This is a genomic window from Paraburkholderia ribeironis (assembly GCF_900019265.1).
GTDB classification, from domain to species: Bacteria; Pseudomonadota; Gammaproteobacteria; order Burkholderiales; family Burkholderiaceae; genus Paraburkholderia; species Paraburkholderia ribeironis.
Genome location: NZ_CYGX02000032.1, coordinates 49,518 through 72,033, shown reverse-complemented (window position 1 = coordinate 72,033; position 22,516 = coordinate 49,518). Strand labels below are relative to the sequence as shown.

Annotated in this window: 21 protein-coding genes; 9 read left to right on the top strand and 12 right to left on the bottom strand. The window is 63.2% G+C overall.

The features are described 5' to 3' along the window. Window positions 1–75 precede the first annotated feature (75 nt). The gene (locus tag BN2475_RS15800; protein ID WP_094780446.1) at window positions 76–1,638 is read right to left on the bottom strand and encodes a class I adenylate-forming enzyme family protein; all 1,563 of its coding nucleotides are present in this window, start codon (window positions 1,636–1,638) and stop codon (window positions 76–78) included. A gap of 140 nt (window positions 1,639–1,778) precedes the next feature. Between BN2475_RS15800 and ybaK the strand changes: the two genes are divergently transcribed. Continuing rightward, window positions 1,779–2,270, top strand: coding sequence for a Cys-tRNA(Pro) deacylase (gene ybaK / locus BN2475_RS15795; RefSeq protein WP_094780478.1), 492 nt, complete (start codon window positions 1,779–1,781; stop codon window positions 2,268–2,270). A gap of 125 nt (window positions 2,271–2,395) precedes the next feature. Then, a complete protein-coding gene (plsY, locus tag BN2475_RS15790; protein ID WP_094780445.1) occupies window positions 2,396–3,031 on the top strand; it encodes a glycerol-3-phosphate 1-O-acyltransferase PlsY in 636 nt (211 codons plus the stop codon). A gap of 21 nt (window positions 3,032–3,052) precedes the next feature. On the opposite strand, the gene BN2475_RS15785 is transcribed toward plsY, so the two are convergent. Beyond that, on the bottom strand, window positions 3,053–3,538 hold the full coding sequence (locus tag BN2475_RS15785) for a YajQ family cyclic di-GMP-binding protein (protein WP_018421633.1): 486 nt from the start codon (window positions 3,536–3,538) through the stop codon (window positions 3,053–3,055). 220 nt (window positions 3,539–3,758) lie between these two features. Between BN2475_RS15785 and murB the strand changes: the two genes are divergently transcribed. Next, complete coding sequence (murB, locus tag BN2475_RS15780) at window positions 3,759–4,817, top strand: UDP-N-acetylmuramate dehydrogenase (RefSeq protein WP_094780444.1); 1,059 nt, start codon at window positions 3,759–3,761, stop codon at window positions 4,815–4,817. A 178-nt stretch (window positions 4,818–4,995) separates the two neighbouring features. Here the strand turns inward: murB and BN2475_RS15775 are convergent, their stop codons facing one another. Both BN2475_RS15775 and argF read right to left on the bottom strand, forming a co-directional pair. After that, window positions 4,996–6,222 carry an argininosuccinate synthase gene (locus BN2475_RS15775; protein ID WP_094780443.1) on the bottom strand — a complete coding sequence of 409 codons (1,227 nt, stop codon included), beginning with the start codon at window positions 6,220–6,222 and terminating at the stop codon, window positions 4,996–4,998. Between the two features lie 236 nt (window positions 6,223–6,458). Next, on the bottom strand, window positions 6,459–7,388 hold the full coding sequence (gene argF / locus BN2475_RS15770; RefSeq protein WP_094780442.1) for an ornithine carbamoyltransferase: 930 nt from the start codon (window positions 7,386–7,388) through the stop codon (window positions 6,459–6,461). A gap of 434 nt (window positions 7,389–7,822) precedes the next feature. Here argF and BN2475_RS15765 point away from each other — a divergent pair, with 434 nt between their 5' ends. Continuing rightward, window positions 7,823–8,167: a DUF3579 domain-containing protein gene (locus BN2475_RS15765; protein WP_094780441.1), complete on the top strand. Its 345-nt coding sequence runs from the start codon at window positions 7,823–7,825 to the stop codon at window positions 8,165–8,167. A gap of 231 nt (window positions 8,168–8,398) precedes the next feature. Here BN2475_RS15765 and rpsT read toward each other — a convergent pair whose 3' ends face one another. Then, window positions 8,399–8,677, bottom strand: a complete 279-nt coding sequence (gene rpsT / locus BN2475_RS15760) for a 30S ribosomal protein S20 (RefSeq protein WP_094780440.1) — start codon at window positions 8,675–8,677, stop codon at window positions 8,399–8,401. 592 nt (window positions 8,678–9,269) lie between these two features. On the opposite strand from rpsT, the gene murJ reads away from it, so the two are divergent. Both murJ and BN2475_RS15750 read left to right on the top strand, forming a co-directional pair. Next, window positions 9,270–10,820, top strand: coding sequence for a murein biosynthesis integral membrane protein MurJ (gene murJ / locus BN2475_RS15755; RefSeq protein WP_094780439.1), 1,551 nt, complete (start codon window positions 9,270–9,272; stop codon window positions 10,818–10,820). A 5-nt stretch (window positions 10,821–10,825) separates the two neighbouring features. Further along, on the top strand, window positions 10,826–11,668 hold the full coding sequence (locus tag BN2475_RS15750; RefSeq protein ID WP_094780477.1) for a SirB1 family protein: 843 nt from the start codon (window positions 10,826–10,828) through the stop codon (window positions 11,666–11,668). A 104-nt stretch (window positions 11,669–11,772) separates the two neighbouring features. Here the strand turns inward: BN2475_RS15750 and BN2475_RS15745 are convergent, their stop codons facing one another. The 5 genes from BN2475_RS15745 to lpxK form a co-directional block, all read right to left on the bottom strand. Further along, window positions 11,773–12,531, bottom strand: coding sequence for a 3-hydroxyacyl-CoA dehydrogenase (locus tag BN2475_RS15745; RefSeq protein ID WP_094780438.1), 759 nt, complete (start codon window positions 12,529–12,531; stop codon window positions 11,773–11,775). Between the two features lie 301 nt (window positions 12,532–12,832). Next, complete coding sequence (gene adk, locus BN2475_RS15740; RefSeq protein WP_094780437.1) at window positions 12,833–13,501, bottom strand: adenylate kinase; 669 nt, start codon at window positions 13,499–13,501, stop codon at window positions 12,833–12,835. 214 nt (window positions 13,502–13,715) lie between these two features. Continuing rightward, entirely contained in the window at window positions 13,716–14,516 is an 801-nt protein-coding gene (gene kdsB, locus BN2475_RS15735) for a 3-deoxy-manno-octulosonate cytidylyltransferase (protein WP_094780436.1), read from the bottom strand. Between the two features lie 182 nt (window positions 14,517–14,698). Next, the gene (locus BN2475_RS15730; RefSeq protein WP_094780435.1) at window positions 14,699–14,902 is read right to left on the bottom strand and encodes a Trm112 family protein; all 204 of its coding nucleotides are present in this window, start codon (window positions 14,900–14,902) and stop codon (window positions 14,699–14,701) included. Then, window positions 14,883–15,899 (bottom strand): tetraacyldisaccharide 4'-kinase, encoded by a 1,017-nt coding sequence (gene lpxK, locus BN2475_RS15725; RefSeq protein ID WP_094780434.1) that lies wholly within the window; start codon window positions 15,897–15,899, stop codon window positions 14,883–14,885. The genes BN2475_RS15730 and lpxK overlap by 20 nt, the downstream gene beginning before the upstream one ends. Before the next feature lie 592 nt (window positions 15,900–16,491). On the opposite strand from lpxK, the gene xseA reads away from it, so the two are divergent. The 3 genes from xseA (at window position 16,492) to BN2475_RS15710 (ending at window position 19,724) form a co-directional block, all read left to right on the top strand. Further along, on the top strand, window positions 16,492–17,871 hold the full coding sequence (xseA, locus tag BN2475_RS15720) for an exodeoxyribonuclease VII large subunit (RefSeq protein WP_094780433.1): 1,380 nt from the start codon (window positions 16,492–16,494) through the stop codon (window positions 17,869–17,871). A gap of 218 nt (window positions 17,872–18,089) precedes the next feature. After that, window positions 18,090–18,668, top strand: a complete 579-nt coding sequence (gene sodB, locus BN2475_RS15715; RefSeq protein WP_094780432.1) for a superoxide dismutase [Fe] — start codon at window positions 18,090–18,092, stop codon at window positions 18,666–18,668. 483 nt (window positions 18,669–19,151) lie between these two features. After that, window positions 19,152–19,724 (top strand): glycine zipper family protein, encoded by a 573-nt coding sequence (locus BN2475_RS15710; protein WP_094780431.1) that lies wholly within the window; start codon window positions 19,152–19,154, stop codon window positions 19,722–19,724. 358 nt (window positions 19,725–20,082) lie between these two features. On the opposite strand, the gene BN2475_RS15705 is transcribed toward BN2475_RS15710, so the two are convergent. Then, window positions 20,083–21,537: an NYN domain-containing protein gene (locus BN2475_RS15705; protein WP_094780430.1), complete on the bottom strand. Its 1,455-nt coding sequence runs from the start codon at window positions 21,535–21,537 to the stop codon at window positions 20,083–20,085. A gap of 197 nt (window positions 21,538–21,734) precedes the next feature. Then, window positions 21,735–22,382: an ATP-dependent Clp endopeptidase proteolytic subunit ClpP gene (gene clpP, locus BN2475_RS15700; RefSeq protein ID WP_094780429.1), complete on the bottom strand. Its 648-nt coding sequence runs from the start codon at window positions 22,380–22,382 to the stop codon at window positions 21,735–21,737. Window positions 22,383–22,516: the final 134 nt, after the last annotated feature.

Sequence of the window (22,516 nt, the reverse complement as noted above, 5' to 3'; positions counted from 1 at the left end):
GCGCTTCTGTTTGTGCTCCTGCTTGCGTTCCTGCTTGGGTTCCTGCTTGGGTTCCTGCTTGCGCGCGGCGCTGCGTCAGACGAATTCGCGCAGCCGGTGTTTGAGAATCTTGCCGGTCGAGGCCGCCGGCAGCGCGGTGAGCACCTTCAATTCGGCGGGCCGCTTGTAGGGCGCGAGACGCTCGCCGCACCACGCGATCAACTCCGCTGGCGTCACCTGCGCGCCCGCGATCAGTTCGACGAACGCGACCACTTCCTCGTTGCCTTCGACCGCGCGTCCGATCACCGCCGACTGCACGACCTGGGGATGCGCGTTCAGCACATGTTCGACTTCGGCCGGATAGACGTTGAACCCCGAGCGGATGATCAACTCCTTGCTGCGCCCGACGATATGCAAGGCGCCGTCCGCGTCCTGGCGCGCGAGGTCGCCGGTCTTCAGCCAGCCGTCCGCAGTCACGGCCGCGCGGGTTTGCTCCGGGCTGCGGTAGTAGCCGAGCATCACGTTTGGGCCGCGCACCCATAGCTCGCCGATTTCGCCCGGCGCGGCTTCGACGCCGTCGAGGCCGACGAACCGCACCTCGACGCCTGGAATCACCTCGCCGACCGAGCAGTCGCTGCGCGGCGCATCGAGCATGGTCTGCGACACGGTCGGACTGCTCTCGGTCATGCCGTAACCGTTGTGCAGCGGCAGGCCGTAGACGGCTTCGGCCTGCGCCTTCAGCGCGGCGTCGAGCGGCGAGCCGCCCGAGTAGGCAAAGCGCAGAGACGGCGCGGACCACGGATGACCGTGCGTCTGCAGATGTTCGAGCAGCTTGGCATGCATGGCCGGCACGCCCTGGAAGATCGACACGTGTTCGTCGGCAAGCGCGCGGCGCACGGCTTCCGGCGCGAAGCGCGGTGCGAGCCGCAAGGTGGCGCCGGCTTGCAGGCTGCCCAGACAGACCGACGCAAAGCCATACACGTGCGAGATGGGCAGCACCGCATACACGACGTCGCCGGGCCCGACGTTGCGCAGCCGGCTCGACACCGCGGCGATGTACAGCAGATTGCGATGCGACAGCATCACGCCTTTCGGCGCGCCGGTGGTGCCGGTGGTGTAGATCAGCGCGGCACATTGACGGTGGCTGGCGGCTTCGACCGGTTCGGCTTGCACGGTGCTATCCACCGTGTAAGACCACGCGCCGATGTCGGGCGTGATGGCCGGCGCATCCGCTGCCTGATGCCGCTGCGCGTGCTGGCGCGCGTCGCCGGAGCTTTCCACCGCATAGGCGACCACGCGCGGTTGCGCATGGGCGCGGATCGCGTCGAGCTCGGCCGCCGTCAACCGCGCGTTCGACACCAGCGCCCACGCGTCGAGCCGGGCGGTGGCGAACAGCAGCACGATCTGCGCGATGCTGTTCTCGGCGACGATCATCACGCGATCGCCGCCGCGCACGCCCCAATCGCGCAGCAACGCGGCGGCGGCGTCGACGGCCTGCAGCAGTTGCGCGCTGGTGAGCTGGCGCGCATCCTCGATCAGCGCGATGTGCTGCGGGTCCCGGGCGGCGGCAAGCGTTGGAATCTCGGCGATGCGCGCGGGCAGCGCGGCCAGCAGCGCGGCAACGTCGATCGTGGAACGGATGGATGAATCGGTGCTCAAGGCTGTCTCCTGGAAACGGTCCGGTGCGCGGCTTGCACTGCGCCGGAAGATTTTCGAACGATCGTGCCACAAGCGTCTGACCCGCACAATTGGCCATTCGGCAAATAGCCGTTGTGCAAACTCGCCATTACAATGCGCCGATGAGCAAATCCAGACACGTCTCCGAAACACCCGCCACGCAGTTTCTGCGCCGTCAAGGCGTCACGTTCGGTGAGCATCCTTACGATTACGTGGAACACGGCGGCACCGGGGAATCGGCGCGTCAGCTCGGCGTCGATGAACATCATGTCGTCAAGACGCTGGTGATGGAAGACGAGCACGCCAAGCCGCTGATCGTGCTGATGCATGGCGACCGCACCGTCAGCACCAGGAACCTCGCGCGGCAGATCGGCGCAAAGCGCGTCGAACCGTGCAAGCCGGAAGTGGCGAGCCGGCATTCGGGCTACCTGATCGGCGGCACGTCGCCATTCGGCACCCGCAAGCAGATGCCGGTTTATGTCGAGTCGAGCATTCTCGAGATGGACCGGATCTGGCTGAACGGCGGGCGGCGCGGTTTTCTGGTCAGCATCGTGCCGAAGGTGTTGACCGAGTTGCTGGCGGCGCAGGCGGTGCAGTGCGCAAGCGTCGATTGACGTTTGCCTGAATGTCTTGCTGGCGGGCGCGTTCGGTAGAATGTGCGCCGCTTTGCGCCGAGTTGCAGTCCCTGTTGCGGTTGGGGTGTCGAATTTCAGACCGCGGATCCTCATAAGAGTCCCAGATGCAAAACCTGATCGTTGCTGTCGTTGCCTACCTGATCGGTTCGGTGTCGTTCGCCGTGATCGTGAGCGCCGCGATGGGCCTCGACGACCCGCGCTCGTACGGCTCGGGCAACCCGGGCGCCACCAACGTGCTGCGCAGCGGCAGCAAGAAGGCGGCGATTCTCACGCTGCTCGGCGACGCGTTCAAAGGCTGGCTGCCGGTGTGGTTCGTCGTGCAATACGGCGCACGCTATGGGCTCGACGATATGTCGGTCGCGATTGCGTCGGTCGCCGTGTTTCTCGGCCACCTGTATCCGGTGTTCTTCCGCTTCAAGGGCGGCAAGGGCGTGGCGACCGCGGCGGGTGTGCTGCTTGCGATCAATCCGACGCTCGGCGTCGCGACCTTGCTGACGTGGCTGATCGTGGCATTCTTCACGCGCTATTCGTCGCTGGCGGCGCTGGCCGCCGCGGTGTTCGCGCCGCTCTTCTATGCGTTCCTGTTCGGGCCGCGCATCATCGCGCTGGCGATCGTCGTGATGAGTTCGCTGCTGGTGTGGCGCCATCGTGGCAACATCGCCAAGCTGATGCACGGCCAGGAAAGCCGGATCGGCGATAAAAAGAAAGCGGCCGGTCCGGCCGCTGGCAACGATCTTTGATACGGCTCGCGCGCCTGACGCTCAGTCGCGGAAGTTGTTGAAGTCGAGCGGCGTGTCGGTCACGTCCTTGCGCAGCATTGCTATCACGCTTTGCAAGTCGTCGCGCTTGGCGCCGGTGATGCGCACCGCGTCGCCCTGAATGCTCGCCTGAACCTTGATCTTACTGTCCTTCACGAGGCGCACGATTTTCTTCGATAGATCGCCGGACACGCCTTTCTTGATCTTGATGACCTGCTTGACCTTGTCACCGCCGATCTTTTCGATTTTGCCGTAGTCGAGGAAGCGCACGTCCACGTTGCGCTTGGCCATTTTCGACAGCAGCACGTCTTTCACCTGGCCGAGCTTGAAGTCGTCGTCGGCGTAGGCGGTGATTTCGTTTTCCTTATGTTCGACACGCGCGTCCGATCCCTTGAAGTCGAAGCGCGTGGAAATTTCCTTGTTGGACTGCTCGATCGCGTTCTTGACTTCGATCATGTTTGCTTCGCAGACGACGTCAAACGATGGCATTGCATTCTCCCAATAGTGCGGCGGTGCGTGACGCGGCCGGTCGGCTGCTCACTGCGCACTCGCTATAATCACGGACCGGACGTCATTTTACCGACGCCACTCCCTTTTGCCCAAGGCCGCGCGTATTGTCGCGCGTGCAAGGCCGGGTGTGCGTCCCAGGTGTGCGTCCCGGGTATGCGTCATTCATGCCGTCATTCGCCGTTTCACTGTTCTCATTCTGATGTCTGAATCCGTTTCCACCGCGTTCATTGCCGGTTATTCGCTGAAGGCGCACAACACTTTCGGCTTCGATGTCTGCGCGCAGTTTGCGTGCCGGATCGAACGCGAAGACCAGTTGATGGCCGCCGTGCGCGATCCGCGTGCGGCTGGTCTGCCGCGCCTCGTGCTGGGTGGCGGCAGCAACGTCGTGCTGACCGGCGACTTCGCTGGACTGGTATTGCTGGTGGGGTTGCAGGGTCGCCGCGTGGTGCGCGAGGATGCCGACGCCTGGTACGTCGAGGCGGCCGGCGGCGAACCGTGGCACGAGTTCGTTGCGTGGACCTTGTCGCAGGGGCTGCCTGGTCTCGAGAATCTTGCGCTGATTCCGGGCACGGTCGGCGCGGCGCCGATCCAGAATATCGGCGCGTATGGGTTGGAGATGTGTGAGCGCTTCGCGTCCCTGCGCGCGGTGGAACTCGCCACGGGGGATCTGGTCGAGCTCGACGCCGAGGCCTGCCAGTTCGGCTATCGCGACAGCTTCTTCAAGCGCGAAGGGCGTGACCGCTTCGTGATCACCGCGGTGACGTTCCGTTTGCCGAAGGTGTGGCAACCCCGTGCCGGCTATGCGGATCTGGCGCGTGAGCTAGCTGCAGGCGGCTACGTCGGGAGTGCCGATCCCGCTGGCCAGCAGCCCACCGCGCAGGCCATCTTCGACGCGGTGGTGGCGGTGCGGCGCGCCAAACTGCCTGATCCGCTGCAACTCGGCAACGCCGGGAGTTTCTTCAAGAATCCGGTGGTGGATGCGGGACTATTCGAGACGCTGAAGCTCAGGGAGCCGGACGTCGTGTCCTACCTTCAGCAGGATGGCCGCGTGAAGCTTGCAGCGGGCTGGCTGATCGATCGATGCGGCTGGAAGGGCCGTGCGATGGGCGCGGCGGCGGTGCACGAGCGGCAGGCGCTGGTGCTGGTGAATCGCGGCGGGGCGAGCGGCGCAGAGGTGTTGGCGCTCGCGCAGGCGGTCCAGCGCGACGTGCTGACGAGATTTGGCGTGGAGTTGGAGGCCGAGCCGGTTTGCTTATGAGTGTGTGACTCGCTTGTTGCCGAATTGCGGTTGGCTGTTCTGGCGGTGGGCGGGCCATGAAAAAGGCGCCGGGAGTTTCCTCCCGGCGCCTTTTTTGCACTTGCGTTTCGGCTCTAGTCGCGCCTTCGGCACCTGACTTCGCCTGACGCGAAGTTGGCCTTCACCGCAACGCTCGCCATCAGCCGCGCCGACGGCGAGCGTTTTCCGCGATTCGCATGCGCAGCGCGTTCAGTTTGATGAAGCCGCCGGCGTCGGCCTGGTTGTACGCGCCGCCGTCGTCGTCGAACGTGGCGATGGTCTTGTCGAACAGCGTTTCCTTCGAATCGCGTGCGACCACCGAGACGCTGCCCTTGTACAGCTTCACGCGCACCCAGCCGTTGACCTTCTCCTGCGTATGATCGATCAGCACCTGCAGCGCGCGGCGCTCCGGGCTCCACCAGTAGCCGTTATAAATCAGCGACGCGTAACGGGCCATCAGGTCGTCCTTCAGGTGAGCTACTTCGCGATCGAGCGTGATCGACTCGATGCCGCGGTGCGCCTTCAGCATGATCGTGCCGCCCGGCGTTTCATAGCAGCCGCGCGACTTCATGCCGACGTAACGGTTTTCCACCAGATCCAGACGGCCGATGCCGTGCTTGCCGCCCAGGCGGTTCAGCTCGGTCAGCATTTCGGCTGCCGACAGACGCTTGCCGTTGAGCGCAACGGGATCGCCGTGCTCATACTCGATGTCGATGTATTCAGCCTGGTCCGGTGCCTGTTCCGGCGACACGGTCCAGCGCCACATATCGGCTTCGGCTTCCGCCTTCGGGTCTTCCAGATGGCGGCCTTCGAACGAGATGTGCAGCAGGTTCGCGTCCATCGAATACGGCGCGCCACCTTGCTTGTGCTTCATTTCGATCGGAATGCCGGCCTTTTCCGCATACGCGAGCAGTTTTTCGCGCGACAGCAGGTCCCATTCACGCCACGGCGCGATCACCTTGATGCCCGGCTCGAGCGCGTAGTAGCCGAGTTCGAAGCGAACCTGGTCGTTGCCCTTGCCGGTCGCGCCGTGCGACACCGCCTGCGCGCCCGTCGCGCGGGCGATCTCGATCTGGCGCTTGGCGATCAGCGGACGCGCGATCGACGTACCCAGCAGGTACTCGCCTTCATAGATCGTGTTGGCGCGGAACATCGGGAACACGAAGTCGCGCACGAATTCTTCGCGCAGGTCATCGATGAAAATGTTTTCCTGCTTGATGCCGAGTTGCAGGGCCTTCTTGCGCGCCGGCTCCAGCTCTTCGCCCTGGCCGATGTCGGCCGTAAACGTGACGACTTCGGCGTCGTAGTTGTCCTGCAACCACTTCAGGATGACGGAGGTGTCGAGGCCGCCCGAATAGGCGAGCACGACCTTATTGATATCGCTCATGGTGAACTCGTAGCTGGAAAAAGCGGGAAGACAACGCGCACCGGCAGTTCCGGAGCGCGAAAAACACTATTTTGACACTAAACCGCTGGCTGCCCGAGATTTTGGGGCAGTGCGGTGCGGCGGGGTCCGCTTTGCAACCGTGGAGCCCGGCCACGCTGCGTGGCGCCGGGGTGGATGCCTTGCCGCGTATGCAAGGCGCCGTCGCGCTTCACGCAAGATGCTGCGTGATGGCTCGCTTAGTGATTCAGCTTGCCCAGCAGCAGGTATTCCATCAACGCCTTTTGCACGTGCAGACGGTTTTCCGCCTCGTCCCACACGACGCTTTGCGGCCCGTCGATCACTTCCGCGCTGACTTCCTCGCCGCGGTGGGCCGGCAGGCAGTGCATGAAGAGCGCATCCGGGTTGGCGCGCGCCATCATCTCGGCGTCGACGCACCAGTCCGCGAACGCCTTCTTGCGCGCTTCGTTTTCAGCCTCGAAGCCCATGCTGGTCCAGACGTCGGTGGTGACGAGATCGGCGCCCGCGCAGGCCTCGTTCGGGTGGTCGAATTCTTCGTAGAACGGCGCGCTTTCGGCCGCGACCAGCGCGCGGTCGAGCTTGTAGCCCGGCGGTGTGGACAGGCGCAGCTTGAAGCCGAGAATCTGCGCGGCTTCGATCCACGTGTACAGCATGTTGTTGGCGTCGCCGACCCACGCGACCGTCTTGCCGCGAATCGGGCCGCGGTGCTCGAAGTACGTGAAGACGTCGGCCAGTACCTGGCAGGGGTGGTATTCGTTGGTCAGCCCGTTGATCACCGGCACGCGCGAATTCTCGGCGAAACGCTCGATGATGTCCTGGCCGAACGTGCGGATCATGATGATGTCGACCATGCGCGAGATGACTTGCGCGGCGTCTTCGATCGGTTCGCCGCGGCCGAGCTGCGTGTCGCGCGTGCTCATGAACACGGCGTGGCCGCCCAGCTGGAAGATGCCGGCTTCGAACGACAGGCGCGTGCGCGTCGAATTTTTCTCGAAGATCATCGCCAGCGTGCGATCGTGCAGCGGGTGATAGGTCTCGTAGTTCTTGAATTTGCGTTTCAGAATGCGTGCGCGTTCGAGCACGTACTCGTAGTCTTCCAGCGAGAAATCCTTGAACTGCAGGTAGTGGCGAATTTTCTTGGCGGTCATGAAACAAATACGGCGGTCTCACCCGGCAGGATTGCCGGACGGCGCCGCCGTCGTTTGTGGTAACTCAATGCAGCATAAAGGATTTTGCCTCGTTTGACGAGTCAGCCAAAAGGCCGGGAAAGCTGCCCGAAAGCCTCGCGCGATGGCGAGGCAAGGCTTGTGTGCGCTGCGGAAAAGGGTCCGCTGCGCTATAATCTCAGGGTTATCCCAAAGCCCGGCAGGCCGGTATTTCGCTTGCGGGACACGGCTCGCGCGGTCCGGAAAGCCTGCTCGCGGTGCGCCGTCATGATGAGCGCCGAGTTGGCCCGACCGGCCCCTGGCGGTTTCTGGCGACGCGACTCGCCATCGCGGCGTGCGACGAGTTCAGGCATTCAAAGCCGGCGCGCAGTCGGTTTTGCCGTCATCCCGCTGGGCAGTCACACAGGTATTCCTACATGGCCGAAGCAGCTCCAACCGAATATTTCATTCAGGGCATTACGTCGACCGGAAAAAAATTTCGGCCGAGCGACTGGTCGGAGCGGCTCGCGGGCGTGATGTCAGGCTTTGGCCCCGGTGTGAGGAAGGGGCCAAACGCTTATATGCAGTACTCGTTGTACGTTCGGCCAACCATGATCGGCGATCTCAAGTGCGTGATTCTCGATTCGCGCTTGCGCGACATCGAGCCGATGGCTTTCGATTTCGTGCTCAACTTCGCGAAAGATAACGACCTAGTCGTGACTGAGGCGTGCGAACTGCAACTCGAGCACGCCACGCCGCAAGCCAAACGACACGTGATATAGCGCAAGCGAGCTGGACCGGCAAAAACAAAAACCCGCGAGCAGCGGGTTTTTTTCTGGGGCTGAGGTCGAGGCTCAAGCGGGCGGTCTTCTGGGCGGTCCGTCAATACACGCACGCGGCGGCGAGTCGCGCGGCAAGGCGGATCTGTCGGCCCCATGCAAAAAAGCCCGCCGAGGCGGGCTTTTTCGTGCAGCGGAAACAGGAGGTAGCCCACCGAAGCGGGCTGACCGGAATTACTGCGCTGCGGGAGCTTGCAGACCCTTGATGGCTGCAGCGAGACGGCTCTTATGACGAGCTGCCTTGTTCTTATGAACGATCTTCTTGTCGGCGATGATGTCGATGGTCTTCGACGATGCCTGGAGGATTTCAGCGGCCTTGGCCTTGTCGCCGGCTTCGATTGCCTTGCGGACAGCCTTGATCGCGGTGCGGAACTTCGAGCGCAGCGCCGAGTTGTGCGAGTTTGCCTTCGCGGCCTGGCGGGCGCGCTTGCGTGCTTGTGCGGAGTTAGCCATGACGGTTCCTTATCCTGTTCCTGTTTCCAGTACCCGACCTTGGAGCGGTGAGGTGCTGCTTTTAGATCCGAACTCTTGGAAGCGATTGCCCAAGAGCGCAAAAAGTGTCGAAAAAATCGATCGAACTACGCGAAGGCGGGCTTGTGTTTCCGGTTGCGGTTTCGGTTCGTTTCGGCTATTTGACAGCGTTGCCGGGTGGCGTGGCGCCAACCAGAATCCGGCCCGAAAACCAATCTGAAAACTGAGCGAGCTTCGAAACCGATGATTATAGCAACAAAATCAGGCACGTGGCAACGGGGGTGCGCGATTGCGCGGCACAGGCCGTAGGGGGCAAAGCCCCGTCCATGTCAGCGCTCGATCAGCAGGTGAAGTGGGCCTGGCATAGCGTCGCCGCCCCGGGCCACGCGCTCCCAGGCGCATCTCACGCGGACAGCCCACGATGCGGCAAGCGAAAAAGCGATCCAAAGCGACCCATAAAGCGACCAACAGCGCGCCGATCGGCTTGTTTGATCGAACGTCCTGGCGGCAAATCGGTCCGAATCGCGTCCCGGCTCGTCGTCCGCACTTGCGGCACCCGTATAATAAGCGCCCCATGAATCTATTCCGAGCCCTGCTGACGGTCAGCGGCTTCACGCTGCTGTCGCGCGTGACCGGACTGGCCCGCGAAACGTTGATCGCTCGCGCGTTCGGCGCCAGTCAATTCACTGACGCGTTCTACGTCGCCTTCCGTATTCCCAACCTGCTGCGCCGTATTTCCGCCGAAGGCGCGTTCTCGCAGGCCTTCGTGCCGATTCTCGCCGAGTTCAAGAACCAGCAAGGCCACGACGCCACCAAGGCGCTGGTCGATGCTACTTCGACGGTGCTCGCGTGGGCGCTGGCAGTGCTATCGCTGATCGGCGTGGCGGGGGCATCGGGCGTGGTGTTCATCGTCGCGTCGGGGCTCGCGCATGAAGGTCAGGCGTACGCGCTCGCGGTCACGATGACGCGCATCATGTTTCCGTACATCATTTTCATCTCGCTGACGTCGCTCGCGTCGGGCGTGCTGAATACGTACAAGAACTTTTCGCTGCCCGCGTTCGCGCCGGTGCTGCTGAACGTAGCGTTCATCGTCGCCGCGGTGTTCGTCGCGCCGTATCTGCACACCCCGGTCTATGCGCTCGCGTGGGCGGTGATCGTCGGCGGGATCTTGCAGTTCATCGTGCAACTGCCCGGTCTGAAGAAAATCGACATGGTGCCGTGCATCGGCTTGAATCCGGTGCGGGCGCTCGCGCATCGCGGCGTGAAGCGGGTGCTCTCGAAGATGGTGCCGGCCATGTTCGCGGTGTCGGTCGCGCAGATCAGCCTGATCATCAACACGAACATTGCGTCGCGCATCGGCCCAGGAGCCGTGTCGTGGATCAATTTCGCCGACCGCCTGATGGAGTTTCCGACCGCGCTGCTCGGCGTCGCGCTCGGGACGATCCTGCTGCCGAGCTTGTCGAAGGCGCACGTCGACGCCGATCCGCACGAGTATTCGTCGCTGCTCGATTGGGGGCTGCGCGTGACGTTCCTGCTGGCCGCGCCGAGCGCGGTCGCGCTGTTCTTCTTCGCGCAGCCGCTGACTGCCGTGCTGTTCAACTACGGCAAGTTCGACGGCAACTCGGTCGTGATGGTCAGCCGTGCGCTCGCGGCGTATGGCGTCGGCCTGATCGGCCTGATTCTGATCAAGATCCTCGCGCCCGGCTTCTACGCGAAGCAGGACATCAAGACCCCGGTGAAAATCGGCGTCGGCGTGCTGATCGTCACGCAGTTGAGCAACTTCGTGTTCGTGCCGATTTTCGCGCACGCGGGCCTGACGTTGAGCGTCGGGCTCGGTGCCTGCGTGAACGCGTTGCTGTTGTTTATCGGTCTGCGCAAGCGTGGCATCTATATGCCGTCGAGCGGCTGGCTCAAATTCTTCGTGCAGTTGTTGGGCGCCTGTCTGGTACTGGCCGGCGCGATGCACTGGTTGGCCCTCAGCTTCGACTGGATCGGCATGCATAGTCGACCGGTCGACCGGATCGTGCTGCTGGGCGCGTGCCTCGTACTGATCGCCGCGCTATATTTCGGTATGCTTTGGTTGATGGGCTTCAAGTACGCGTATTTCAAAAGGCGAGTGAAGTGATCACGATGACGCGGGTTCTCGACTATTTCAACACGCTCGTAGCCGAAGACGATAGTCTGCCGCTGACCGAAGCGGCGCTCTCTTTGGCGCAGGACGCTTACCCCGATCTCGATCTGCAAGGTACGCTGGCCGAAATCGACGAGTTGGTGTTGCGGCTGCGGCGCCGCATGCCGGATGACGCCGACATCAGGCAGAAGGTCGGGGTTCTGAACCGGTTCTTCTTCCGCGAGTTGGGCTTCGCCAGCAATCTCAACGACTATTACGATCCCGATAACAGCCATCTGAACATTGTGCTGAAGCGCCGCCGCGGCATTCCGATTTCGCTGGCGGTGCTGTATCTGGAGATGGCCGAGCAGATCGGCATTCCAGTGCGCGGCGTGTCCTTCCCCGGACACTTCCTGTTGCGTGTGACGACCCCCGACGGCGATGTGATGCTCGATCCGACTACCGGTCATTCGCTGTCCGAATCGCAGATGGTCGACATGCTGGAGCCGTACGTGGCGTCGGCAGGCGATTCGGTCAGCCGTGCGCTGCGCATGCTGCTACAGCCGGCCACGCGCCGCGAGATCATCGCCCGTATGCTGCGCAATCTTAAGTCCACCTATCTTCAGACGGAGCGTTGGCAGCGCCTGCTGGCGGTGCAGCAGCGGCTCGTGATTCTGCTGCCGGACAATATCGAAGAGGTGCGTGATCGCGGCTTCGCTTACGCCCGGCTCGATTACCTGCGTCCCGCGCTCGAAGACCTCGAAAGCTATCTCGGCGATCGGCCGGATGCCGAGGACGCGACGGTGGTGGAGTCGCAGCTGCACGAGTTGCGCCAGCGCACCCAGCACGACGATCGCGAATAGCCGGGCTGCGCCGCTGCTCCGCGCACAACAGAACGCCTGCACATCACGGATGCGCAGGCGTTTCTATTTGGGTGTGCCGCATTGGGCGGCACCCGGCTGCAGCCTTACTTCGGCTGCATGCGGATCGCGCCGTCAAGACGAATCACTTCGCCGTTGAGCATCGGGTTGTCGAAGATCTGCTTGGCGAGCATCGCGTATTCGGCCGGTTTGCCGAGGCGCGGCGGGAACGGCACCATCGCGCCGAGGGCGTCCTGCACTTCCTGCGGCATGCCGAGTAGCATCGGCGTTTCGAACAGGCCCGGTGCGATGGTCATCACGCGGATCCCGTTGCGCGACAGGTCGCGTGCGATCGGCAGCGTCATGCCGACCACGCCGGCCTTGGATGCCGCATAGGCCGCCTGGCCGATCTGACCGTCATACGCGGCGACCGATGCCGTGTTGATGATCACGCCGCGCTCGCCATACGCGTTCGGCTCGTTCTTCGACATCGCCGTGGCCGCGAGGCGGATCATGTTGAAGGTGCCGACCAGATTGATCGAGATGGTGCGCGCAAACGAATCGAGCGGATGCGGACCATCTTTGCCGACCGTTTTGGCGGCCGGCGCGACGCCCGCGCAATTGACGAGACCGCGCAGCGTGCCGAGCTTCAACGCGGCTGCGACGGCTTGGGTGGCGTCGTCCTCGCGGCTCACGTCGCACTTGACGAACACGCCGCCGAGTTCGCTGGCGAGCGCGTTGCCGGCATCCTGATTCAGGTCCGCGAGCACCACCTTGCCGCCGTTCTCGACAAGCAGGCGGGCCGTGGCAGCGCCAAGACCCGATGCACCACCGGTGATCAAAAACACATTGTCACGAATTTCCATGTCTGCTCCTTTGCTACGTTGATCAGTCCTGGCTGGATCGAATATTTTTTCCACGTTCGATTGTAGCGGCGATGTTGCAACGCGGAAAGCGCGGGGGCGATGTGCGGGTCATGGTTCGGCGGCGAAATACGAATCCGGTCAACGCCTCAAACCCTATGGACATCTAATTAATGGCGCTGTCTTGACACAACGATGGCAAGCACGCGCGGCCAGCTCAACACCCGCACGCCGCACGACACAATAAAAAAAACCCGCCGGCAAGGGCGGGTTTTTCGACAAACCAGAGCGATGGGCGCCGCGCTTACTTCAGCGCGTCGAACGCGCGTGCGCGGATTTCATCGACGCTGCCAAGTCCAGAAATACGCCGATACTGCGGCGCTTTCAGTGCGCTCGAGGACGCATCGCCGCTGCTTGCCCACGCGTTGTAGTACTCGATGAGCGGCTTGGTTTGCGCTTCATACACTTCCAGACGCTTCCTGACCGTTTCTTCCTTGTCGTCGTCGCGCTGGATCAGCGGCTCGCCGGTTACGTCGTCCACGCCTTCGACCTTCGGCGGATTGAACTTGACGTGATACGTACGGCCCGACGCGGCGTGCGAGCGGCGGCCGCTCATGCGCACGATGATCTCGTCGAACGGCACGTCGATTTCCAGCACGTAGTCGATCGCAACGCCAGCCTGCTTCATCGCTTCGGCTTGCGGAATGGTGCGCGGAAAACCGTCGAACAGATAACCGTTCGCGCAGTCCGGCTGCTGCAGACGTTCCTTCACGAGGTTGATGATCAGCTCGTCCGTGACCAGCTCGCCAGCGTCCATGAAGCGCTTGGCTTCAAGGCCAAGCGGCGTGCCTGCCTTGGCGGCGGCGCGCAGCATGTCACCGGTGGAAATTTGCGGAATCCCGAATTTTTCCTTGATGAAGGTTGCCTGAGTGCCCTTGCCCGCGCCAGGCGCACCCAAAAGGATCAAACGCATGTGATATCTCCAGATCTATGTGAATTCTTCGATGACGCTGCAGCTTTCCCGCAATTCGTCGAGGGACCCGCATCGGCTGCCGCCGCGGGTCTCGCGCTGCACGTCGAATGACGACGGCGCTGCAAGACGGCAACGGCGCGACCGGGCAAACCCTGAGTTTCGCTTGTGATGGGAGACGCGCACGACCGCCCGATTATGCCATGGGTTCTTGCGCTCAAGACCCGAATAAAGCCCGTATGCGCGCGAGATCGGCGGGTGTATCGACACCGGGCAACGGCACGTCCTGAGTGACGAGCACCGCGATTCGCTCGCCGTGCCACATCGCGCGCAGTTGTTCGAGCGCTTCGACCTGTTCGATCGGTGAGATCGCAAGGCTGGGATACGTGCGCAGGAATTGCGCGCGATAGGCGTACAGCCCGATATGCCGGTGAACGACCGCTGGCGCGGGCGGCGTCGGCATCGACGCGACCTCGGGCCAGTGCGGCTGCCAGGCATCGCGAGCCCACGGAATCGGCGCGCGCGAGAAGTACAGCGCCACGCCCCGCGCGTCGAGCACCACCTTGACGACGTTCGGATTGAAAATTTCTGCGGGGTCGGTGATCGGATGCGCGGCGGTCGCGATCGCACAGCCGCTGCTGGCCGCGAGGTGCGACGCAACGCCGCACACCAGCGCGGGGTCGATCAGCGGCTCGTCGCCCTGCACGTTGACGACGATCGTGTCGTCGCTCCAGCCGAACTGCGCCGCCACTTCCGCGAGACGATCCGTGCCCGACGGATGGTCGGCGCGTGTCAACACGGCTTCGAAGCCATGCTCGCGTGCTGCGTCGAGCACCGCTTGCGCATCCGAGGCGACCAGCACCTGCTGCGCACCCGATTCACGCGCACGCTCGGCGACCCGCACCACCATCGGCTTGCCGCCGATATCGGCGAGCGGCTTGTTGGGCAGGCGCGTCGACGCGAGCCTGGCCGGCACGACGGCGATGAACGGGGGAGTGGCGTGATTGGCGTGAGTCATCGAAAAGAGGGGCGGCGATAAAACCGGAGGAGGAGGCGCCGCGCATACCGCATGCGGCGCAAGCAAGTAACTGAGTAACTGCGGGAAACTACCGCTGGAAACAGCCCCGGGAAGCGACAGCGAATGATGCGCTCAACGACGCGAGGCGGCGCGCACGGCGGCCGCCCCGCCTACAACCCGACTCAGGCGACCGAGCCCGGATTCAGATCGACCGGCGTGCCTTCCACGGTTTGCCGCGCTTCGTCGACCAGCATCACGGGAATGCCGTCGCGAATCGGATAGGCCAGCTTGTCCGCGTTGCAGATCAGTTCCTGCGCGGCGCGGTCGTAGCTGAGCGGGCCCTTGCACATCGGGCAGACGAGAATTTCAAGCAGGCGAGCGTCCACGGACTTTCTCCACAACTAATGCAATGAGGCGATGATCGAGCGCGGCTTCGACCGGGACAACCCAGATGCGCGCGTCGTGCCAGGACCCTAATTTTACCGCATCCTTTTCCGTTACCAGGATCGTGTCGGCGTCAGCGTCCGCAAAGGGATTGCGTTCGAACGCGTAGTGATCCGGCAGCGCGCGGGTGGCTGGCGTGAGGCCAGCCGCGCGCAGCGTCGCGAAAAAGCGTTCAGGTGCGCCGATGCCGGCCGCGGCCAGCACGCGCTCGCCGCTGAACTGCGCGAGCGGGCGGCGCAGCGCGGGGTTGTCCAGATGCCACGCGTCGGCGGGAGCGAGTTGCAGTGCGAATGTGTTCGGCCATGCGGGCAGGGTGCGCGCGTACGGATCGTTGACCAGCGTCGCATCGCGGCGGCGCGACAGCGGCTCGCGCAGCGGCCCGGCCGGCAGCAGAAAGCCGTTACCGCCCAGCCGGTGATCGAACACGACCAGTTCGACGTCGCGTGCGAGGCGGTAATGCTGCAGGCCGTCGTCGCTGACAATCACGTCGACGTCGCGATGCGCGGCGCACAACGCCTGCGCGGCCGCCACCCGATCGGGACAGACCCACACCGGCGCGCCGGTGCGGCGCGCAATCAGCAACGGTTCGTCGCCGCCGACATGCGCGGCGGACGCGGGCGTGACCGGCGTCGGCGTTTTCACGCGCGCGCCGTAGCCACGCGACACCACGCCGGGCTGGAAACCCGCGGCGCGCAGGGCTTCGACCAGCGCGATCACCGTCGGCGTCTTGCCGGTTCCACCGACGGTCACGTTACCGACCACCACCACCGGCACGCCGACGCGCACCGACGTCAACCAGCCGAGCGAGAAGGCGGCGCGGCGTGCGCCGGCAATCGCGCCGAACACGCACGCGAGGGGCGTCAGCGCCCAGGCGAACGGGCCGCGCTGTTGCCATTCGCGTGCGAGGCGCGCTTCGAGACGGGCGCTGAGCTCGCTCATGGGCAAACTGCGCGCACGAGCGGCGCGTGGTTCGCCGGCGACGGACGACGCGGCGGCGCAAAAGCGCCATGCGCAATAGGCGGGGTCTGCATCAACGCGGTTCTCCGGACAATCGAAAGTGAGGCGAAATTTGCAGTAGCTTTGCAGCAGCGTCGGCGCTCGAAGCGCTCGCACGGTCTGCCCTAGTGTGCCGCAATGACACGCTGCGTGGAGCGCGGCGCATGCCGTCGAACCCGCCACTCTAGCGCGCAGGTATCCCGCCCGGCAAGTCGCGCGGCGCGCCCGGCGCGGCGAGTCGCGGTTTCGAACAATACCGACAACCTGTGGATAACTTTGTGGAAAACCTGCCATCAAACGGGCCGGGAGGGCCGTGCCGAGCGCTTTGGCTCGGCGGTCAGCGCTTCGGTGGATATATAAATTGCATATAAATCAATGACATGCTACGGGTTCATGGTGCTTTGGCGGCGATCTGGCGGAATCCGGCAGGCGCGTCCCGCCATGTGGACACTTTTAACAGTTCAGCGACTACGCTGGACGCCGATGGCCAGTCGGTCTATCGTCTGACCGGCCAGTCACGGATAGTCCTCTTCGCATGAATTCCGATAATCCCTTTGCTTCGCCGGCTACGCCCGGCGGTGAGGTCGTCGTTCCTGTTTCCGCGCTCAACCGCGCAATTGGCGCGATGCTCGAACGCTCGTTTCCGCTCGTCTGGGTGGCGGGCGAAGTGTCAAATTTCACGCGGGCCGCGAGCGGCCACTGGTATTTCTCGATCAAGGACGCGCAGGCGCAGATGCGTTGCGTGATGTTCCGCGGGCGGGCGCAATACGCCGAGTTCACGCCGCGCGAAGGCGATCGCATCGAAGTGCGCGCGCTGGTCACGATGTACGAGCCGCGTGGTGAGCTCCAGCTGAATGTGGAGGCGGTGCGCCGCACCGGCCAGGGCCGCTTGTACGAAGCGTTTCTCAGACTGAAGGCGCAGCTCGAAGCCGAGGGCCTCTTTGCCGCCGAGCGCAAGCGCGCGTTGCCGGCGCATCCGCGTGCGATCGGCATCGTGACGTCGTTGCAGGCCGCGGCGTTGCGCGATGTACTGACCACGCTGTCGCGTCGCGCGCCGCATATTCCAGTGATCGTCTATCCGGCTCCGGTGCAGGGCGCGGGCGTGAGCAGCAAGCTCGCGGCGATGGTCGACGCGGCCAGTGCGCGGCGTGAGGTCGACGTGCTGATCGTGTGCCGCGGCGGCGGCTCGATCGAAGACCTGTGGGCCTTCAACGAAGAAGTGCTGGCGCGTGCGATTGCGCAAAGCGCGATTCCGGTGGTCAGTGGCGTCGGTCACGAAACCGATTTCACGATCGCCGACTTCGCCGCGGACATGCGCGCGCCGACGCCGACCGGTGCCGCCGAACTCGTCAGTCCGCAGCGCGTGCTGCTGTTGCGCGAACTCGATCATCGGCACGCGACGCTCGCACGCGGTTTCGGCCGCATGATGGAGCGGCGCGCACAACAACTCGACTGGCTCGCGCGTCGGCTCGTGTCGCCGACCGAGCGTCTCGCGCGACAACGCATCCACCTGCAGCAATTGAGCGTGCGGCTCGCGTCGGCGGGCGCGCGCCCGCTGCGTGACGCACGAGCACGCTTTGTGCTGCTGCAGATGCGCTGGCAGCGTTGGCGTCCGGACCTCGCCGCCCATCGGGCGAGGCTCGGCAATCTCGCGCAACGCCTCGACGCCGCATTGTTACGCCAGCATGAACGTCAGGTCGCGCGAATCGGCACGCTTGCGGCGCGGCTCGAGGTGCTCAGTCCGCAGCGTACGCTGGAGCGCGGTTATGCCGCCATGCTCGATGCGCAGAGCGGTCGAGCGGTGCGCGCGCCGTCGTCGTTGAAACCTGGACGGCGCTTCACGGTGCATCTTGCCGAAGGCTCGGCCGACATCGCGCTGGCGGATGTGCAAACGCGTCTGGCCGACGGTTTCTGACACTGCGCCGACTGCCATCGTCGCCGTACTTTTGATTGTCCAACGGTCCAGGCACACGGCATGCGAAGGCACTAGTCAGGCTCTGTGCGCGGCCGCTTTGCCGATGCCGCGCATAAAGTCCGTTGGTTTGCGGGGTTATTCCAACTCGCCTACAATCGAGTGCTCTACAGCGTTATCCGCAGACTCCCCACAACAGATACAGACAGAAGGAAAGCACCATGGAACATACGCTCCCGCCGCTGCCGTTCGCGAAAAACGCACTCGCTCCGCACATGTCGGAAGAGACGCTCGAGTTTCACTACGGCAAGCATCACCAGACCTATGTGACCAACCTGAATAATCTGATCAAGGGCACGGAGTTCGAGAACCTGTCGCTGGAAGAGATCGTCAAGAAGGCATCGGGCGGCCTGTTCAATAACGCAGCGCAAGTGTGGAACCACACGTTCTTCTGGAACAGCCTGTCGCCGCAAGGTGGCGGTGCGCCGACCGGCAAGCTGGCCGACGCGATCAACGCCAAGTGGGGTTCGCTCGACAAGTTCAAGGAAGAATTCACGAAGACCGCGGTCGGCACGTTCGGCTCGGGTTGGGCATGGCTGGTGAAGAAGGCTGACGGTTCGCTCGACCTGGTGTCGACGAGCAACGCTGCCACGCCGCTGACCACCGATGCGAAAGCACTGCTGACCATCGACGTGTGGGAGCACGCTTACTACATCGACTACCGCAATGCGCGTCCGAAGTTCGTTGAAGCGTACTGGAACATCGTCAACTGGGAATTTGCGGCGAAGAACTTCGCGTGAGATTGCTGATTGCCGCGTGACGGGATGATCGGGATGGTCCAATGCGATGTGGGCGATCCGGACTGGCCGCCCACGCTGGCATCACCGCCACCGCTATCGCCACCGCGTTGATCGGGTGGACAATAGTTGTGAAAAATGAAAGCCCTCCCGCGTGAGGGCTTTCTGCTTTTACGGCATCGAGATTGAACCTCGCAAGCAGTTTTGCGCGTGCGCTGATCAAGGCAAGGCTGCATCGGAGTATCACCGCCGGCGTCGGGACGGGGCGAGACATCGTTTGAAGCCAGTCCAGGCCGCCCGTGCAGAATTTAATTGCCCGTCCGCTTACACGCGTCGCCCGATATGACAGGAGCGACACCCGGCGCTCTCATGATTCGCGCGGCGATGGCGGGCGGCGTAATGAAAAACTTTCTGTAACGATCTAGTAAACACGGATCGCACCGTTTGGCATAACGTATAAATTCCAAGGTTCTGAACCGCATCAGCATGATCTCCAGCACTAAATCGATAAGCCTTGCGATCCCGGTCTCCGCCATTGCGCTTGCGCTCGGCGGTTGTGCGGTGGCGCCGCCGAGCGCCCCGAGCGTGGTCGCTCTGCCGCACAAGGGCGAATCGCTCGACCAGTTCCAGCAGAACGACTATGCGTGCCGCGACTATGCGTACCGCTCCACCAATGCGTCCGGTGGAGCGCAGGCGGCAACCACGAATAGCGTGAACAGCGCAGCGCTGGGCACGCTCGGCGGCGCAGCAATCGGTGCGCTGTTTGGCGCGGCGGGCGGCAACGCGGGCGCCGGCGCGGCGATCGGCGCGGGCAGTGGACTGCTGATCGGCGGCGCGAGCGGCGCCAATAGCGCGCAGTATTCCGCCGCTGGCCTGCAGGCACACTACGACGCCGCCTACGCCCAGTGCATGACCGCGAAGGGCGATACGATCGCGCAACCGCGGCCTTACTACGTGGCGCCGCAGCCTTACTATGTCGCGCCACAGCCGTACTACGCACCCCCGCCGGGCTACATCGCACCGCCACCGGTTATGTACGCACCTTACCCATATTACTGACCGTCGTTCGGAATCCGCAGCTTCGTCGAAGCAAACGCATCTCGCCAGCGGCCGCGCAAGCTGGTCGCTGTAAAGCTGATGCCGTGATGTGGCGCAAAGGGGCGAAACGCGCTTGGCGTCGCGCTAAACGGGCAGAGCTTTTCAGCCGACGGCGACTTTGGCAGCCAGCTGACAAAGCTATCGTTAGGAAACCTGCTGATCACCGGTTATTGACAGATGGCGCGCTCTGATACCTGTCATGACGCGGTGTCCGTTTTCAGCGCGATCAGTGTCGGTGGGTCGCCGAGGGAGAAAGCCCCGGCTCATCACGAGCCGGGGCTTTTTGCTTGTTGCGCAGTGGGCATGTGTGCAGCGGCACTCACTCTGCGTCGCTGGTTGCTGCCGCCTTGCGCGAACGACGACTACGCGGCGCGGCTTTACGCGCTGCCTTCCGGTCCGCCGCAGGCGCTTCTTCTGCGTGCGCAGCCGGTGCAGATGGCTCAGCCGGCGCGGTGATCGCGGGCACATCTTCGATCGTTTGCGGCGCGCTCTTCTCGTTCTTCCTGGCTTTCTTCGCGGCTGTCTTGCGCGGCGCGCGTGTCTTACGGCGCTCGGCTTGATTGGCTTCGGCGTGCGGGACGTCTTCGTTGCCGCTGGTGACCGATTCAACTGCGGCGACCGGCTCGACGTCAGCGTTCTCCGGTGCTACCCGGTTGCCTTCTGGCAGTTCGACAACCGGTTCGCCAGCGGACGGCACCTGCACATGCGCGTCGTCTTCCCGCGTTTGCACGTTGGCCGTATGCTCGACAACGGCCCGTTCTTCGTGACTGGCTTCCTGCTGGCCGCGCGCCGCCTTGCGTTTACCGCGGCCGCCACGACGCGACTCGTGTTTACCACCAGATTCAGCGACCGCCGCTTCAGCAGCCTGCGCCTCATACACCTGTTCAGTCGATTCGGCTTCGGCAGGCTCACCCACGTTTTCGCCGGCCAAGTTCGCCGCCGTGCTGCGGTACACATACGCACCCGACTTCTCGTCGCGGCCGAACTCGAGCAACCCACGTGCATGCGCCTCTTCCAGCAGATTGCCGAAGGCGCGAAAACCGTAGTACGTCTCGTTGAAATCGGGCTTCCGACGCTTGATCGCGTTCTTCAATACGGACGCCCAGATCTTGCCGCTGTCGCCCCGTTCGGAAGCGAGCGCATCGAACGTTTGCACCGCAATTTCGACCGCCTTGGTGCGACGTTTTTCGAGATCTTCCTTGTGACGGGTTTTGTCTTCGTCGGGTGTGCGTTTGGTCGCCTGCTGCACGTTCTGTTGCGGGCGCGCCGACTCTCGTTTGGCGACCGCACGCTGACTCTCGCGCACGAGGTCGTCGTAAAAAAAGAACTCGTCGCAGTTCGCGATCAGCAGGTCGGAGGTGGACTGCTGCACGCCGACGCCGATCACCTGCTTGGCGTTCTCGCGCAACTTCGACACCAGCGGTGAAAAATCCGAATCGCCGCTGATGATTACGAACGTATTCACGTGTGATTTCGTGTAGCAGAGGTCGAGCGCGTCGACCACAAGCCGGATGTCGGCTGAATTCTTGCCCGATTGACGCACGTGCGGAATCTCGATCAGTTCGAAATTGGCCTCGTGCATCGCGCCCTTGAAACTCTTGTAGCGATCCCAGTCGCAATATGCTTTCTTCACGACGATGCTGCCCTTGAGCAGCAGGCGTTCGAGCACCAGCTTGATATCGAACTTGTCGTATTTCGCGTCGCGCACGCCGAGCGCGACGTTTTCGAAGTCGCAAAATAGCGCCATGCTGACGGTTTCGTTGGATGACGCCATAAATCTCTCCATTGAAGCGATCGTCGATTTCGACGAATCGCGACCATGATAGCGATTCCAGCGAAGGTGGCCAGCTTTTGTGTTCCGTGCGCACCGACAAGGGCGGCGGAAAGCCGTGGTCGGCGTGAGTGGTGGAGGTGGGTGCTGTCGCCATTCTCATCAGATTTGCAAAGAGCAAAGACAATGGGATAGCGCCACTACATGTCCTGATGACGAATCGTGCCACCTAGCGATGCACGTGTTTCCAGTACGTCGTCGATCAATCCATATTCCTTGGCCTCGTGTGCCGACATGAAGTTATCGCGGTCGGTGTCGCGGGCGATTTCCTCGACGCTGCGCCTGGTGTGCCCGGCCATGATTGCATTCAGGCGTGCCCGTTGATACAGCACCTCTTTGGCTTGTATCTCGACGTCTGCCGCCGTGCCCTGACTGCCGCCGGACGGCTGGTGGATCATGATGCGCGCGTTCGGCAACGCATACCGCTTGCCGCGTTGACCCGCGCTCAGCAGGAACGTCCCCATGCTGGCAGCGAAGCCGGTGCACAACGTCGATACCTGCGGGCGAATGAACTGCATGGTGTCGTAAATCGCGAGGCCGTCATATACCGAGCCGCCCGGCGAGTTGATATAAAAGGAAATATCCTTGTCGGGGTTCTCGGATTCCAGAAACAGCATTTGCGCGACAATCAGACTTGCCGATTCCTCGTTGACCGGCCCGACGAGGAACACGATGCGTTCGCGCAGCAACCGCGAGTAAATGTCGTAAGCGCGCTCGCCGCGACTGGATTGTTCGATCACGGTAGGCACGAGGCCGAGACCAGTGACGGATGGATAGTTGGGATGCATAGGAGTCTCGCGATGGACGGCGCGGATACTCGTTACAAGCTTGTCACAAGCGTGGTGAGCAGCGTGTTGAGCCGCGGCCGGTTCAGAAACCGCGCGCCCCATGCGCCGGTTATTGCTCATTTGACGAAGTAGCG